Source organism: Micromonospora psammae, assembly GCF_036902725.1.
Taxonomy (GTDB): Bacteria; Actinomycetota; Actinomycetes; order Mycobacteriales; family Micromonosporaceae; genus Micromonospora.
Genome location: NZ_JBAKHM010000004.1, coordinates 172264 through 187746 on the forward strand (window position 1 = coordinate 172264; position 15483 = coordinate 187746).

The 15483-nt window shown below is 74.6% G+C and carries 5 protein-coding genes; all 5 read left to right on the top strand.

Going from position 1 to position 15483, the window contains the following annotated elements; genetic code table 11:
* Nucleotides 1-60: 60 nt before the first annotated feature.
* The 5 genes from V6U79_RS09280 to V6U79_RS09300 are packed head-to-tail and all read left to right on the top strand — an operon-like array spanning nt 61 to nt 15467.
* Nucleotides 61-5619, top strand: coding sequence for a type I polyketide synthase (locus tag V6U79_RS09280; RefSeq protein WP_334614256.1), 5559 nt, complete (start codon nt 61-63; stop codon nt 5617-5619).
* Nucleotides 5616-6614, top strand: a complete 999-nt coding sequence (locus V6U79_RS09285) for a TauD/TfdA family dioxygenase (RefSeq protein WP_334614257.1) — start codon at nt 5616-5618, stop codon at nt 6612-6614. Before V6U79_RS09280 ends, V6U79_RS09285 begins: the two co-directional genes overlap by 4 nt.
* Complete coding sequence (locus V6U79_RS09290; protein ID WP_334522478.1) at nt 6614-6802, top strand: MbtH family protein; 189 nt, start codon at nt 6614-6616, stop codon at nt 6800-6802. The genes V6U79_RS09285 and V6U79_RS09290 overlap by 1 nt, the downstream gene beginning before the upstream one ends.
* Nucleotides 6799-9936, top strand: coding sequence for a non-ribosomal peptide synthetase (locus tag V6U79_RS09295; RefSeq protein ID WP_334614259.1), 3138 nt, complete (start codon nt 6799-6801; stop codon nt 9934-9936). Before V6U79_RS09290 ends, V6U79_RS09295 begins: the two co-directional genes overlap by 4 nt.
* Nucleotides 9933-15467 carry a non-ribosomal peptide synthetase/MFS transporter gene (locus V6U79_RS09300; protein WP_334614260.1) on the top strand — a complete coding sequence of 1845 codons (5535 nt, stop codon included), beginning with the start codon at nt 9933-9935 and terminating at the stop codon, nt 15465-15467. Before V6U79_RS09295 ends, V6U79_RS09300 begins: the two co-directional genes overlap by 4 nt.
* Nucleotides 15468-15483: the final 16 nt, after the last annotated feature.

Sequence of the window (15483 nt, forward strand, 5' to 3'; positions counted from 1 at the left end):
CCGACAACCGTCGTCCATCGTCCCGCCGCGTCAGCGGCACCGCGAGATAGAGGAGTCAGCGTGGTCCTCCAGTACCGCTCCGACATCCTGCCCGAGGACGGGGTCGAACCGCTGGCCATCGTCGGGCTGGCCGCCCGGGTGCCCGGCGCCGACGACGTCCGGCAGTTCTGGCGCAACCTCGTGGACGGGGTCGAGTCGGTCACCTCGTTCAGCCGGGAGGAGCAGCTGGCCCGGGGCGCGAAGCTCACCGAGGTGGACGATCCGGGCTGGGTGTCCCGGGCGCCGATCATCGAGGGGTTCGACCAGTTCGACGCCGGGCTGTTCGGGGTGACGGCCCGGGAAGCCGAGGTGATGGACCCGCAGCACCGGCTCTTCCTGGAGTCGTGCTACGCCGCGTTGCAGGACGCCGGCTACGACCCGGCCCGCTACGCCGGGTCGATCGGTGTGTACGCCGGCACCGGCAGCCAGAACTACCTGCGGGACAACATCTTCCGCAACCGCCGGGTCAGTGGGTCTCCGAGCAGCGTGGTCTCCATCAACACCGGCAACTCGCCGAACTACGTGACCACCACCCCCTCGTACCGCCTGGACCTGCGCGGTCCCAGCCTGACCGTGCAGACCGCGTGCTCGACCTCCCTGGTCGCCTTCCACCTGGCCTGCGAGGCGTTGCGCAACGGGGAGTGCGACATGGCCCTGGCCGGTGGGGTCAACCTGGAGATGCCGCACGGCATCGGCTACCTGGGCATGGACGGTTTCACCTCCCCCGACGGGCACTGCCGTCCGTTCGACGCCGGGGCGAACGGCACGGTGTGGGGCAGCGGGGTCGGGGTCACCCTGGTCAAGCGGCTCGCCGACGCGGTCGCCGACGGCGACACGATCCGGGCGCTGGTGCTCGGTAACGCGATCAACAACGACGGCGCGCAGAAGGCCGGCTTCACCGCCCCCAGCGTGGACGGACAGATGGCGGCCGTCGCCCAGGCGGTCGGCACGGCGGGGATCGACCCGAGGACCATCACGTACGTCGAGGCGCACGGGACCGGCACCGCGATGGGCGACCCGATCGAGGTGGCCGCGCTCTCCGCCGTGTACGGGCAGCACACCGGCGATCGGGGGTGGTGCGCGATCGGTTCGGTGAAGTCCAACATCGGCCATCTGAGCCAGCCCTCCGGCATCGTCGGAGTGATCAAGACGGTGCTGGCGATGGAACACCGGCTGATCCCACCGACCATCAACTACGAGCGGCCCAACCCGGCAATCGACTTCGCCGACACGCCGTTCCACGTGGCCAACGCCCTGGCGAAGTGGGACACCGACGGGGTGCCCCGACGGGCCGGGGTCAGCTCGTTCGGCATCGGCGGCACCAACGCCCACGTGATCCTCCAGGAGGCGCCCGAGCCGGCGCCCGTCGCCCGGCGGCCGGTCCGCCGTACCCGGTCGGTGCGGGTCTCGGCGCGGACGGCGACCGCGCTGGAGCGCGCCGCCGACCAACTCGCCGAACACCTGGAGACGGTCACCGACGCACCTCCCGGACACCTCGCCGACGTGGCCCACACGCTGCGCGTCGGGCGCCCGGAGTATCCGCACCGGATCAGCGTGGTCGCCGACGACCTGCCGGAGGCGGCCGCCGCCCTGCGGGACCGGCGCCGCCGGCAGTCCGGGGTCGTCGACGGGGCCGCGCCGCCGGTGGCGTTCCTCTTCTCCGGCCAGGGCGCCCAGTACGCCGGCATGGGCGCCCAGCTGTACGCCGAGGAGCCCGCCTACGCCCGGGTGCTGGACGACTGCGCGGAGCTGCTCGCACCGCACCTGGGCCTGGACCTCCGCGACCTGGTCCTCGGCCGGGACCCAGGGGTCGAGGAGAGGCTGACCGAGACCCGCTACACCCAGCCGGCGCTGTTCGCGGTCGAGTACGCGCTGGCGGCCACCTGGGAGCTGCTCGGCGTACGCCCGGCGGCGATGATCGGGCACTCCGTCGGCGAGTACGTCGCGGCCACCCTGGCCGGTGTTTTCACCCTGCCCGACGCGCTGCGGGTGGTCGCCACCCGGGGCCGGCTGATGCAGTCGATGCCGGCCGGTGCGATGCTCGCCGTCGCCTCCGACGAGTCCGAGGTGGCCGCCCTGCTACCGGACGGGGTCACCATCGCCACGGTGAACGGGCCGGGCGCCTGCGTGGTGGCCGGTACGACCGCGGCGATCGCGGCGTTCGCCGAGAGCCTGCCCGGCAAGAGCAAGGTGCTGCGGACCTCGCACGCGTTCCACTCCCCGATGATGGATCCGATCCTGGCCGAGTTCACCCAGGTGGTGGCCGGGGTCCCGCTCGGCCGGCCGCGGATGCGGTTCCTGTCCAACGTCACCGGCACCTGGATCACCGACGAGCAGGCCACCGACCCCGGGTACTGGGCGACGCACCTGCGCCAGCCGGTCCGCTTCGGCACCTGCGTCGCCACCCTGTTGGCCGAGGGACGCTGGTCGCTGGTCGAGTGCGGTCCCGGTCGGCAGCTGGCCGGCCTGGCGCGGATGCAGGTGGCCCGGGCCGCCGCGCCGGCGCAGCGGGCGCTCACCCCGCTGGCGAGCCTGCCCGGGCCGGCCGAGTCGACCGGCGACGTGGCCACCCTCTCCGGCGCGATGGGTGCCCTCTGGGTGCGCGGCGTGCCGGTACGCCCGCTGCCCGGCGACGACGGCGGCGAGCCCGGGGACGGCCCGCCCGCGCTGTTCCGGGTGCCGCTGCCGGTCCACCCGTTCGAGCGCCGGCGCTACTGGGTGGAGCCGGACCCGGAGCAGCCGGCCGCGGCGCTCGTCCCGCCCGGCGGGCCCCGCCGGCTCGCGGAGTGGTTCGCGGTGCCGACCTGGCGCCAGGCCGCGCCCGATCCGCGTACCGGGCCGATCGGCCGGTGCCTGGCCTTCGTCGACGGGCCCCGCGGCGACGCGCTGGCCGCTGCGCTGGGCGACGCCGGCGCCGACGTGGTGCGGGTGCGGCCGGGGCCGGCCTTCGGTCCCACCCCGTCCGGCTACCAACTGCGGCCGGACGTCCGCGAGGACCACGACGCCCTTCTCGCCGCGGTGTCCGCGGCCGGTGTGCCGGCGCGGATCGTGCACGCCTGGGCGTTGGACGGCGAACCCGCCGGCACCGACATCGCCGCCGCCTGGGCCGCCCAGGACCGCGGCTTCTTCGGTGTGCTGCACCTGGTCCAGGCGCTCGCCGGGGCGGGGCTGACCGCCGGTGAGGGGAGCGTCGGGCCGCTCCGGCTGGACCTGGTCGCCTCGGGCGTCGGCGATCCCGCCGGCGGCGACCTGGTCCGCCCCGAGCACGCCACCCTGGCCGGGCTGGCTCGGGTGCTGCCGGTGGAGCAGCCCGGGCTGCACGTCCGGCTGGTCGACGCCGACCCGGCCGCCACCGACCCGGCGGCGCTGCTGGGCGAGCTGTGCCGGCCGGCCGACGGCGGGCCCGCCGAGGTGACGCTGCGCGGGGCACGCCGCTGGGTCACCGGCTTCGAGCAGGTCAGCCTGGACGGTGCGGCGCAGCCCGGGGTGCTGCGCGAGGGCGGCCGCTATCTGATCACCGGTGGGCTCGGTGGGATCGGCATCACCCTGGCCGAGGATCTCGCCGCGCGGCTGCGGGCCCGGCTGGTCCTGCTGACCCGCTCCGGGCTGCCGGCGCGCGAGGAGTGGGACAGCCACCTGGCGGTGTACGGCAGCGACCCCGCCGACCGGGTGGGGCGGGCGATCGCCGCGATCCGCCGGATGGAGAGCGGCGGGGCCGAGGTGCTGGTGCTGGCCGGCGACGTGACCGACCCGACCGACCTGCGCCGGGTACGCGACGCGGCCGAGGCGACCTTCGGTGGGCTGGACGGCGTCGTGCACGCCGCCGGGCTGCCGGGTGGCGGGGTGGTCGAGATCAAGCAGCGGGCCGAGGCCGAGCGGGTGCTGGCGCCGAAGCTCGCCGGCACCCTCGCGCTGGCCCAGGTCTTCGGTGACCTGCCGCTGGACTTCGTCGCGCTCTGCTCGTCGGTCACCTCGCTGGCCGGCGGGTTCGGCCAGGTCGACTACTGCGCGGCCAACGCCGCCCTCGACGCGTACGCCCGGGCCGGGCTGGGGTGGCGCGCCCCGGTGGTGGCGCAGAACTGGGGCGGCTGGGCGGAGCTCGGGATGGCCGTCGAGACCACCCCGGCCACCCTCCGCCCGACGGGCGGGCAGAGCGTCACCGGGCCGGTCGACCACCCGGTGCTGACCACCCGGGTCAGCGCCGGGGAGCGGATCGTCGTGCACGGGGTGGTCTCGGCCGCCACCCACTGGATGCTCGACGAGCACCGGATCGGTGCCGTACCGGTCGTGCCGGGCACCGGACACCTGGAGTGCGCCCGCGCCGCCGTCGCCAACGCTGTTCCGGCGCCGGGCGCCGGGCAGGTGGTCGAGCTGACCGACGTGGCCTTCCTGGAGCCCTTCGCGGTGCCGGACGGCTCGGTGGCGCAGTACCGGGTCGAACTCTCCACCGCAGACGGGACGTTCCAGATCCGCAGCCTGGCCGGCGGCCGGGCGCGCACCCACGTACGCGGATCGGCCGGCTGGACCGCGGCGGGCGACGCCCCGGTGCTGGACCTCGCGGCGGTGATCGCCCGGTGCCGGCGGGTCGACGACGGCCGGCCGGAGCCCCGGACCGGGATGGTCAGCTTCGGTCCGCGCTGGGACGTGCTGCGCGAGCACCACGTGGGCGACGGCGAGGAACTGGCCCGGATCGAGGCGGCCGAGCGGGCCGCCGGTGACGGGCCGGGATGGGGGCTCCACCCGGCGCTGCTGGACGTGGCCACCGCGTTCGGTCGCGGCCGGGGCGAGGGCAGCTACCTGCCGCTGTCCTACGGCCGGGTGGTGGTGCGCGGCGACCTGCCGGCCACCTTCTACAGCCACCTGCGGCACCGGGGCACCACCACCGACGACCTCGTCGTGGCCGACCTGTCGCTGGTCGACCTCGACGGTCGGGAACTCGTCGCGATCAGCGAGTTCGTCCTGCGCCGGGTGGACCAGGCGGCGGTGACCGGCGACCTCGCCGCGCCGGCCGCCGCGACGACGACCGAGCGGACGGACCCGGCGCCGGCCGGCCCGTCGCCGGAGATCCGGCCGGCCGACGGGGCCGAGGCGTTCCGCCGGAGCCTGGCCGCGGGCCTCGGACCGCAGGTGGTGATCACCACCCGGCCGGTGGAGGACATCCTGCGCCGGACCCGGCAGCGGGCCACCGACGTCGACCCGGACCAGCCGGACACCGCCGGCGCGCCGGCCGCCGCAGGTGGCGGCCCGGCCGGCCCGGGCGGAGGGCTGGAGGCCGCCATCGCCGCGGTGTGGCGGGACAACCTCGGCGTGGACGACATCGGGGTGGACGACGACTTCTTCGAACTCGGCGGCAACTCGCTGGTGGCCGTCCAGCTGATCGCCGCGATGCGCAAGGCGGTCGGGGTGCGGCTGCCGATGCGCAGCCTCTTCGAACGGCCCACCGTCGCCGGGCTGGCCGCGCTGGTCGAACAGTTGCGGGCCCAGGCGCCCCCGCAGACTCCCGCCGCCGAGCCGGCGGCCCCGCAGACTCCCGCCGCCGAGCCGGCGGCCACCACCATCCCGCGGCTGCCCCGCGGATGAGCGCACAGGAGGAGGACCAGGTGACCGATCCGGCCGCAGCCGGGCTGCCGGTGACGATCGAGAACGACGGCACGCCCCTCGTGGAGCTGGTCGAGACCCGACGCGCGGAGCTGCGTGCGGCCCTGGTCGCACACGGCGCGCTGCTGCTGCGTGGCTTCGACGTCGGCGGCGTCGACGGGTTCGACCGGGTGGTGCGGGCGCTGGCGGGCGAACCGCTCACCTACACCGAGCGCTCGTCGCCGCGCAGCACCATCAAGGGACGGGTCTACACGTCGACCGACTATCCCGCGGACGAGGAGATCTTCCTGCACAACGAGAACTCGTACCAGGCGAGCTGGCCGCTGACCCTCTTCTTCCACTGCGTCCGGCCGCCGACGTCGCTGGGGGCGACGCCGCTGGCCGACGTCCGCCGGGTGTACCGGGAGATCGACCCGGCGGTCCGGGTCGAGTTCGAACGGCGGCGCTGGATGCTGGTCCGCAACTTCCACGGCGACTTCGGCACCTCCTGGCGGCAGGTCTTCGACACCGACGACCGGGACGAGGTGGCGCGTTACTGCGCGGCGAACGGGATCGAGGCGCAGTGGGTCGGCCGGGACGGCCTGCGCACCCGGTCCGTCCGCGACGCCGTGCACCACCGGCCCGGCAGCGACGTGCCGAGCTGGTTCAACCACGCGACGTTCTTCCACGTGTCCACGCTGGCCAAGGACCTCCAGGAGGCCCTGCTGGCGATGTTCGGCGAGGAGGGACTGCCGACCAACACCTACTACGGCGACGGCGAACCGATCCCCACCGACGTGATGGATCACCTCCGGGCCGCCTACCGGGCCGCCACGGTGCGCTTCGACTACCGGGCGGACGACGTCCTGGTGGTCGACAACATGACCGTCGCGCACGGCCGGGAACCGTTCACCGGGCCCCGCCGGATCGCGGTCGCGATGGCCGAGCCGTACCGCCCCACCCACCAGCAGGATCCGATCGAACAGCGGGAGCAGTGATGGCCGAAGACCGCTTCGTCGTGGTGCGCAACGACGAGGAGCAGTACTCGATCTGGCCGGCCGACCGCGAACTACCGGCCGGCTGGTACGACGCCGGGTTCACCGGCCCCCGGGCCGACTGCCTGGCACACGTGGACGAGGTGTGGACGGACATGCGTCCGCGGTCGCTGCGTGAGTCGACCCGATGAGCGAGACCCGTGAGTGGAGCTTCCCGGCCTCGTACGCCCAGGAACGGGTCTGGTTCGCCAACCAGCACGACGTCGGTTCACCGGTGCACAACGTGTCCAGCCCGTGGACCTTCCCCGACGGCCTGACCCGGGAGCAGGTCACCGCGGTGTTCGCCGAGGTCGTCGCCCGGCACGAGGCGCTGCGTACCTGCCTGCGCCTGGACGACGGCGCCCTGCGGCAGGTGGTGCGGGCGGTCGAGCCGATCGCGCTGCCGGTCGACGACCTGCGCGGGCTGCCCGACGGTGAGCGGGCCGGCCGGGCCGCGGAGCTCGCCGGGGAGCTGGCCCGGACCCCGATCCCGCTGGACCGGCCGCCGCTGTGGCGGGCCCGGCTGCTGCGGCTGGGCGACACCGCGTGGCGGTTGCTGCTGGTGCTGCACCACGCGGTCTTCGACGCGCACTCGGTGACCGTCTTCCGGAGCGAGATGGACGCCCTGTCCCGCGCCGCGCTCTCCGGCACCACGGCCGTGCTGCCCGAGCTGCCCATCCAGTACGCCGACTACGCGGCCTGGCAGCGCGAGCAGTTGACCGGCGCCGAGCTGGAGAGCCGGCTCGCCTTCTGGCGGGACCGGCTCGCCGACGTCCCGCCGGTGCTGGACCTCCCGCTGGACCGCCCCCGGCCGGCCGCCCTCGGCTTCGCCGGCGACGAGGTCCACTTCACCCTCCCGGACGGGCTGCTCGACCGGGTCTCGGCGCTCGGCCGGGGGGCGTCCGCCACCCCGTTCATGGTGCTGCTGACCGCGTTCTGCGCCCTGCTGTCCCGGCTCTCCGGCAGCCCCGACGTGGTGGTCGGCGTCTCCACCACCGGCCGGGACCGGCCCGAGCTGATCCCGCTGATCGGGATGTTCGTCAACCCGGTCGCGCTGCGCTGCGACCTCGCCGGGGATCCCACCTTCGCCGAGCTGCTCGGCCGGGTCCGAGACGCGGTGGTGGACGCGATGGAGCACGGCCAGACCCCGTTCCAGCTGGTGGTCCAGGCGGTCGCGCCGGTGCGGGACCCCGCGGTGCAGCCGATCTTCCAGGCGGCGATCAACTACGTGCCCGACACCGGCTTCGATCGGGTGCCGCTCGGCACCACCAAGGACGATCTCGCGTTCGACCTGGCCACCGACGTCAGCCGGCTGCTCTACCGGACCGCGCTGTTCGACCGGTCCACCGCCGAGACGATCGTGGACCGGTACGTCCGGCTGCTCCGGGCCGCGGTCGCCGACCCGGGGCTGCGGGTCTCCGAGCTGCCGCTGCTCACCGGGGCGGAGCGGGAGCAGGTGGTCAGCGAGTGGAACCGCACCGCGCACCCGACCGCCGAGCGCACCGTCACCGCCCTGATCGAGGAGCAGGTCGACCGTACGCCGGAGGCGACCGCGCTGGTCTGCGACGGCGTCACCCTGACGTACGCGCAGCTCGACGCGCGGGCCGACCGGCTCGCCCGGACGCTGATCGCCCGGGGCGCCTGCCCGGAGTCGCTGGTGGCGTTGGCGCTGCCGCGTTCCGCGGAGCTGGTGGTGGCGGTGCTGGCGGTGCTCAAGGCCGGCGCGGCGTACCTGCCGATCGACACCGACCACCCGGCCGAGCGGATCGCCTCCCTGCTCGCCGACGCCGCGCCGGCGCTGGTGCTGGCCACGGCGGCCACCGCCGCGCTGGTCCCCGGCGACGCGCTGGTGCTGCCCGGCGCCGCGGACCTCGACGCGGCGCCGACCGGCGCCGACCGGGCGCGGGTGACCGACGCCGAGCGCCTCGCGCCGCTGCGACCGGCGCACCCGGCGTACGTCATCCACACCTCCGGGTCGACCGGCCGGCCGAAGGGTGTGGTGGTGGAACACCGGTCGGTCGCCGCCTACCTGGCCTGGGCCCGGCACAGCTATCCCGGCCTGGCCGGCAACGCCCTGCTGCCCTCGCCGATCTCCTTCGACCTCAGCGTGACCGGGCTGCTCGGCCCGCTGACCGCCGGTGGCGCCATCCGGCTGGCCGCGATCGACGCCCCCGCCGCCCGGGCCGGCGGCCGCCCCACCTTCCTGAAGGTGACCCCGAGCCACCTGCCGCTGCTCGACGGCGAGCTGTCACCGACCGTTGACCTGGTGATCGGCGGTGAGGCGCTGGCCGGCGAGCCGCTCGCCGCCTGGCGGGCCGCGCACCCCGGGGTCACGGTGACCAACGAGTACGGGCCGACCGAGGCCACCGTCGGCTGCGTCGCCGCCCGGATCCCGCCCGGTGAGCCGCTGCCGGGCGGCCCGGTCGCCATCGGCCGGCCCGGGTGGAACGTCCAGGTGTACCTGCTCGACCCGACGCTACGGCCGGTTCCGATCGGGGTGCCCGGCGAGTTGTACGTCGCGGGCGACCAGATGGCCCGCGGCTACCTGCGCCGGCCGGCGCTGACCGCGGAGCGCTTCCTGCCCTGCCCGTTCGGCGCGCCAGGTCGACGGATGTACGCCACCGGCGACCGGGCCCGGTGGCGGGCGGACGGCACCATCGAGTACCTCGGCCGCACCGACCGTCAGGTGAAGGTACGCGGCCACCGGATCGAGCTCGGCGAGATCGAGTCGGTCCTGCTGGCCCGGCCGGACGTGCGGCAGGCGGTGGTGGCCGTCCGCGACGACGACCAGGGCGAGCCGTACCTGGTGGGCTACGTCGTCGGCGCCGCCGAGCGGGACGTCCTCACCGCCGACCTGGCCCGGACCCTGCCCGCCCCCCTGGTGCCGGCGGCCATCGTCGTGCTCGACGAGCTGCCGCTGACCCCGAACGGCAAGCTCGACCGGGACCGGCTGCCGGCGCCGGAGCAGGTCGGCTCGGCCTACGTCGCGCCGCGCACCGACGCCGAGGCGCTGGTGGCCGAGGTCTTCGCCGACATCCTCGCAGTGGAGAAGGTCGGCGCGCGGGACGACTTCTTCGCCCTGGGCGGCAACTCGCTGCGCGGGATGCGGGCGATGGCCCGGATCCGCTCCGAGGTCGACCTCGACGTGCCGATGCGGTCGCTGTTCAGCCACCCGGTCGTCGCCGACCTGGCGGCCCGCATCGAGGAGCTGATCGCCGCCGAGGTGGACGACCTCTCCGACGCCGAGGTGGCCACGCTGCTCGCCGAGGAGGGGCCGAGCCGATGACCGCCGGGACCGAGGCCGCCGACCGCAACGCCGGCCGCGAAGCGTTGATCGCCCGGCGACTGCGCCGTCGCGGGGCCGCACCCGCCGTCGCGATTCCCCGCCGGCCCGACGGTGCCGACCCGCCGCTGTCGTTCGCGCAGGAGCGGGTGTGGTTCATGGAGCAGATCGCCCCGGGCGAGGCGGCGTACCTGATGGCCGTGCCGCTGCGGGTGCGCGGCCCGCTCGACACCGACCGGCTGCGCGCGGCGCTGGACGGCCTCATCCGGCGGCACGAGTCGCTGCGTACCCGGTTCCCGTCCGACGCCGACGGCCGTCCGCTGGCGCTCGTCGGCGACGCCGTCGAGGTGCCGCTGCGGATCGTCGAGGCGGCCGACGAGAGCGCCGCGCAGGCCCTGGTCGACCGGTTCGCGGTGGAACCCTTCGACCTGGCCACCGGCCCGCTGCTGCGGGCCCTGCTGGTCCGGGTGGCCGTCGACGACCACGTGCTGCTGCTGACCCAGCACCACATCACCTCCGACGGCTGGTCGGTCGACGTGCTGCTGCGTGACCTGATCACCCTGTACCACGGCTCGGCGCGGCTGCCCGAGCTGCCGGTCCAGTACGGCGACTTCGCGTACTGGCAGGCCCGGACGGTGGCCGGCCCGCAGGTGCGGCGGCACCTCGACTACTGGACCGGGCGGCTGGCCGGGGTGCCCGCCCTGGAGTTGCCGCTGGACGCCCCCCGCCCGGCCACCCAGACCTACCACGGCGACGTCGTGGAGTTCCGGGTGGACCGGGAGGTGGTCGACGGACTGTCCGCCCTGGCCCGTCGCGCCGGCGGGACGCTGTTCATGGCGCTGCTGGCCGCGTACCAGGTCCTGCTTGCCCGGCACAGCGGCCAGGAGGACTTCGCGGTCGGCGTCTCGGTCGCCGGCCGCTCCGCCCCGGAGCTGGAGAACGTGGTGGGCATGTTCATCAACATGCTGCCGATGCGGGCCGAGCTGGCCGGCGACCCGACCTTCGGCGAGCTGCTCGCCCGGACCCGCCCGGCCGTGCTCGACGCCTTCGAGCACGCCGACGTGCCGTTCGCCCGGGTGGTGCAGGAGCTGGGTGTGCCGCGCGACGTCAGCCGCTCGCCGGTGTTCCAGGCGATGTTCGTGTTGCAGAACTACGAGATGGGGCGGTTCGAGGCGGCCTCCGGCCGGGCCGACGTGGCGTTCGACTGGACCCCGATGGAGCTGCCGGCCACCCGGTTCGACATCGAACTGCACCTGGTCGAGGTGGGCAGCGGCCTCTGGGGCAAGCTGGTCTTCAACACCGACCTGTTCCATCGGTCCACGGTGGAGCAAATGGCCGCCCGGTTCGGCGCGCTGCTGCGCTCCGCCGTCGCCGCGCCGCAGTCGCCGGTCTCCGGGCTGGACGTGCTGGCCGACGGCGAGCGCACACTCGTGCTCGACACCTGGAACGCCACCGCCACCCCCTTTCCCGATCAGGCGACGCTGCACGGGCTGGTCGAGGAGCAGGTCGCCCGGACGCCGGACGCCGTCGCGGTCCGCTTCGACGGCCGTTCGGTGTCCTACGCCGAGCTGAACACGATGGCCAACCGGATCGCGCACCGGCTGCGCCGGGCCGGGGTGGGGCGGGAAACCCTCGTCGGGGTCTGTGCCCAGCGGTCGGTCGAGCTGGTCGCGGCGCTGCTCGGGGTGCTCAAGGCCGGCGCCGCCTACCTGCCGCTGGACCCCGAGTACCCGGCCGACCGGCTGGCGTTCATGCTCGCCGACGCCGCCGCGCCGGTGGTGCTGGTCCAGGACCTGCTGCGCGGCGTGCTGCCGGAGACCGGCGCGACGGTGCTGGCGCTCGACGACGAATCGGAGTGGCGCGGTGCGGCCGGGGACGACCCGTCGCCCACCGCCACCGCCGGGGACGTCGCCTACGTGATCTACACCTCCGGCTCCACCGGGCGGCCGAAGGGCGTCGCCAACACCCACCGGGGCGTCGTCAACCGGCTGGACTGGATGCAGCGGACGTACCGGCTCGGCGCGGACGACGCGGTGCTGCAGAAGACCCCGGCCAGCTTCGACGTGTCGGTGTGGGAGTTCTTCTGGCCGCTGCAGACCGGCGCCCGGCTGGTGCTGGCCCGGCCCGGCGGGCACAAGGACGCCGGCTACCTGCGCGACCTGCTGGTAACCGAGCGGGTCACCACCACCCACTTCGTGCCGTCGATGCTGACCGCCTTCCTCGCCGAGGAGGGCGTCGAGGCGTGCACCGGCCTGCGCCGGGTGATCTGCAGCGGCGAGGAGCTGCCGCTGGCCTCGGCCGTCGAGTTCACCGACCGGTTCCCCGACTGCGAACTGCACAACCTGTACGGGCCGACCGAGGCGGCGATCGACGTCAGCCGGTGGCACTGCCGGCCGGCGGAGCTGGCCGGGCTGACCAGCGTGCCGATCGGGGGCCCGATCGCCAACCTGCGCCTGTACGTGCTCGACGACCGGCTCGACCCGGTGCCACCCGGGGTCAGCGGTGAGCTGTACATCGGTGGGGTCGGGGTGGCCCGGGGCTATCACCGCCGGCCCGCGCTGACCGCCGAGCGGTTCGTCCCGGACCCGTTCGGCCCGACGCCGGGAGCCCGGCTGTACCGGACCGGCGACCTGGTCCGCTGGCGGCCGCCCACCGGTCCGGCCGGGGCGTCCCCGGCGGACGCCGACGGCCCGGCCGCCGGGGTGATCGAGTTCCTCGGCCGGATCGACCACCAGGTCAAGCTGCGCGGCCTGCGGATCGAGCTCGGCGAGATCGAGAGCGCGCTGCGCGAGCAGGACGGCGTCGACGAGGCCGCGGTGGTGGTCCGCGAGGACACCCCGGGCGACAAACGGCTGGCCGCCTACCTGGTGGGTCCGGCGTCGGCCACCGACCTGAAGGCGGCGCTGAAGCGGCGGCTGCCGGAGTACATGGTCCCGGCGGCCTTCGTGTCGCTGGACGCGCTGCCGCTGACCTCGAACGGCAAGCTCGACCGCCGGGCACTGCCCGCCCCGGTGGCCGCCCGCGCGGCGGAGGTGGCGCTCGTCGAGCCCCGGACCGCGACGGAACGGACGCTGGCCGGGATCTGGTCGGACCTGCTCGGCGTGCCGACGCTCGGCATCGACGACGACTTCTTCGACCTGGGCGGGCACTCGATGCTGGCCACCCAGGTCGTCGCGCGGATCCGCAAGGCCGCGCTCGCCGGCCGCCCGGTCGGCGTGATGGACCTGTTCCAGCACCGGACGATCCGCGACCTCGCCGGATTCGTCGACGGACCGGCGCAGGACGACGGGCCGCGCCGGCTGCTCTACGAGCTGACCAGGCCGGCCCCGCCGGACCGGCGCACGCTGACCTACGTCTGCGTGCCCTACGGCGGCGGCAGCGCCATCGTCTACCAGCCGCTGGCCGACGCGCTGCCCGACGGCGTCGCGCTCTACTCGGTGGCCATCCCCGGGCACGACGTCGGCCTCGACGAGGACGCGGTGCCCCTGGCCGAGCTGACCGGTCGGATCGCGGCGGAGGTGCTGGAGCGGATCCCCGGTCCACTCGTGCTCTACGGGCACTGCGGCGTCGGCAGCGCGATCGTGGCCGAGGTCGCCCGCAAGGTCGAGGCGGCCGGCCGGGACCTGGAAGCGGTGTACATCGGCGCGATGTTCCCGTTCGCCCGCCCCCGGGGCGCCTTCGCGGCGCTGCGTTCCCGGCTGGAGGCGTGGCGGAGCAACAAGCACTTCGCGAGCTGGCTGAAGGGCATGGGCGTCGACACCGACGAACTGGACCCCGAGCAGGCCGACCGGATCATCAGCAACATGCGGGCCGACTCACGGGCCTCCGAGGAGTACTTCACCGGGCTGCTGGACCGGCGGGTGGCGAAGCTGCGGGCGCCGATCGTCTCGGTGGTCGGTTCGGCGGACCCGGTCACCGAGTACCACGCCGAGCGGTACGCGGAATGGCAGTTCCTCAGCGACACCGTCGCCCTGGTGGTGCTGGACGAGGCCGGTCACTTCTTCCTCAAGCACCGGGCCGACGAACTCGCCGAGATCGTCACCGCGACCCACCCGGCGCTGGCCGGCGACACCACGGCGCTGGAACCGGAGGCGCGCGGGGCGGACGCCGCCTGGGCGCTGCGCGACTGGCAGCGCCCCGACGCCGACCGGGTCGCGCCGACCGTCACGCCGAGCATGGGCCGGTTCCTGGCCGTCTCCCTCGGTCAGCTCGTCTCGACCACCGGCTCGGCGTTGACCAGTTTCGCGCTGCCGATCTGGCTCTACACCCGCACCGGGTCCGTCGCCGACCTCGGCCTGCTCTGGGCGCTGGCGCTGCTCTGCGGGGTGCTCACCCTGCCGCTGGCCGGCGCGCTGGTCGACCGGGTCGACCGGCGACGGATCATGCTGGCCGCGAGCTGCGTCGCCGGCGCCCTCCAGCTGATCCTGGCCGGGCTGCTCTGGTCCGGGCAGCTCGCGCTCTGGCAGATCTACGCGCTGGTGGCGCTGAGCCAGGTGGCCGCCGCGTTCCAGCGGATCGCGTTGCAGTCGGCGGTGCCCCAGCTGGTGCCGAAGCGCTACCTCGGCCACGCGATGGGCATCACCCAGCTGAGCAACGGCTTCGCGCTGCTGCTGATGCCGGTGCTCGCGGCCGGCCTGCTCGCCGCGATCGAGCTCAAGGGCATCCTGCTGATCGACGTGGCGAGCTACCTGGTCGCGGTGCTGACCCTGCTCTGCGTCCGGTTCCCCGACACGCTGGGCTGGCGGCCCAGGGAACCGCTGCCGGTGGCCATCGTCAACGGGCTGCGCTACTCGTGGAACCATCGCGGGTTCCGGCTGATGCTGGGCTACTTCGCGCTCGGCAACGTCTTCCTGGCGCCGGCGCTGGTGCTGGCGACCCCACTGGTGCTGTCCTTCGGGACGGTGACCCAGGTGGCCCAGGTCGCCGTCGCGCAGGCGCTCGGCGCCATCGCGGGCGGCACGTTGATGACGGTCTGGGGCGGCCCGAGGCGGCACCGGATGATCGGGGTGCTGATCGGCAACCTCGGCACCGCCGTGGGCTGCGCGCTGGTCGGCGTCCGACCCTCGATCGTCGTGGTCACGGTCGGGCTGTTCCTGATGACCATGGCGATGGCCACGGCGCAGGACATCTACGCCACCATCGTGCAGGTCAAGGTGCCGCAGCGCTATCACGGACGGGTGTTCGCGCTGAACCAGACCATCTCCTGGTCGACCCTGCCGGTCGGGTTCGCGCTGCTCGCGCCGATGGCGACGGTGTGGTTCGAGCCGATGCTCGCCCCCGGCGGAACGCTCGCCGGCTCGGTCGGCGCGGTCATCGGGGTCGGCCCCGGACGGGGCATCGGGTTCGCGTACCTGGTGTTCGGGTCCGTGCTCGCGCTGATCACCGGCGGCGGGTTCCTGATCCGGGCGCTGCGTCGATTCGACACGGAGGTGCCCGATTCGCTGCCCGACGACCTGATCGGCGCCCAGGAACGGGCGCGGCGGCTGGCCGCGACGAAGGTTGAGGACCGCGAGGCCCGCACCGTGGCCGCCTGACCCGACGGAGACCGCG

Excerpts from the sequence above, each read along its gene's own strand:
- V6U79_RS09285 (WP_334614257.1), top strand. The coding sequence starts at position 5,616 with ATGAGCGCACAGGAGGAGGACCAGGTGACCGATCCGGCCGCAGCCGGG.
- V6U79_RS09290 (WP_334522478.1), top strand. The coding sequence starts at position 6,614 with ATGGCCGAAGACCGCTTCGTCGTGGTGCGCAACGACGAGGAGCAGTAC.
- V6U79_RS09295 (WP_334614259.1), top strand. The coding sequence starts at position 6,799 with ATGAGCGAGACCCGTGAGTGGAGCTTCCCGGCCTCGTACGCCCAGGAA.
- V6U79_RS09300 (WP_334614260.1), top strand. The coding sequence starts at position 9,933 with ATGACCGCCGGGACCGAGGCCGCCGACCGCAACGCCGGCCGCGAAGCG.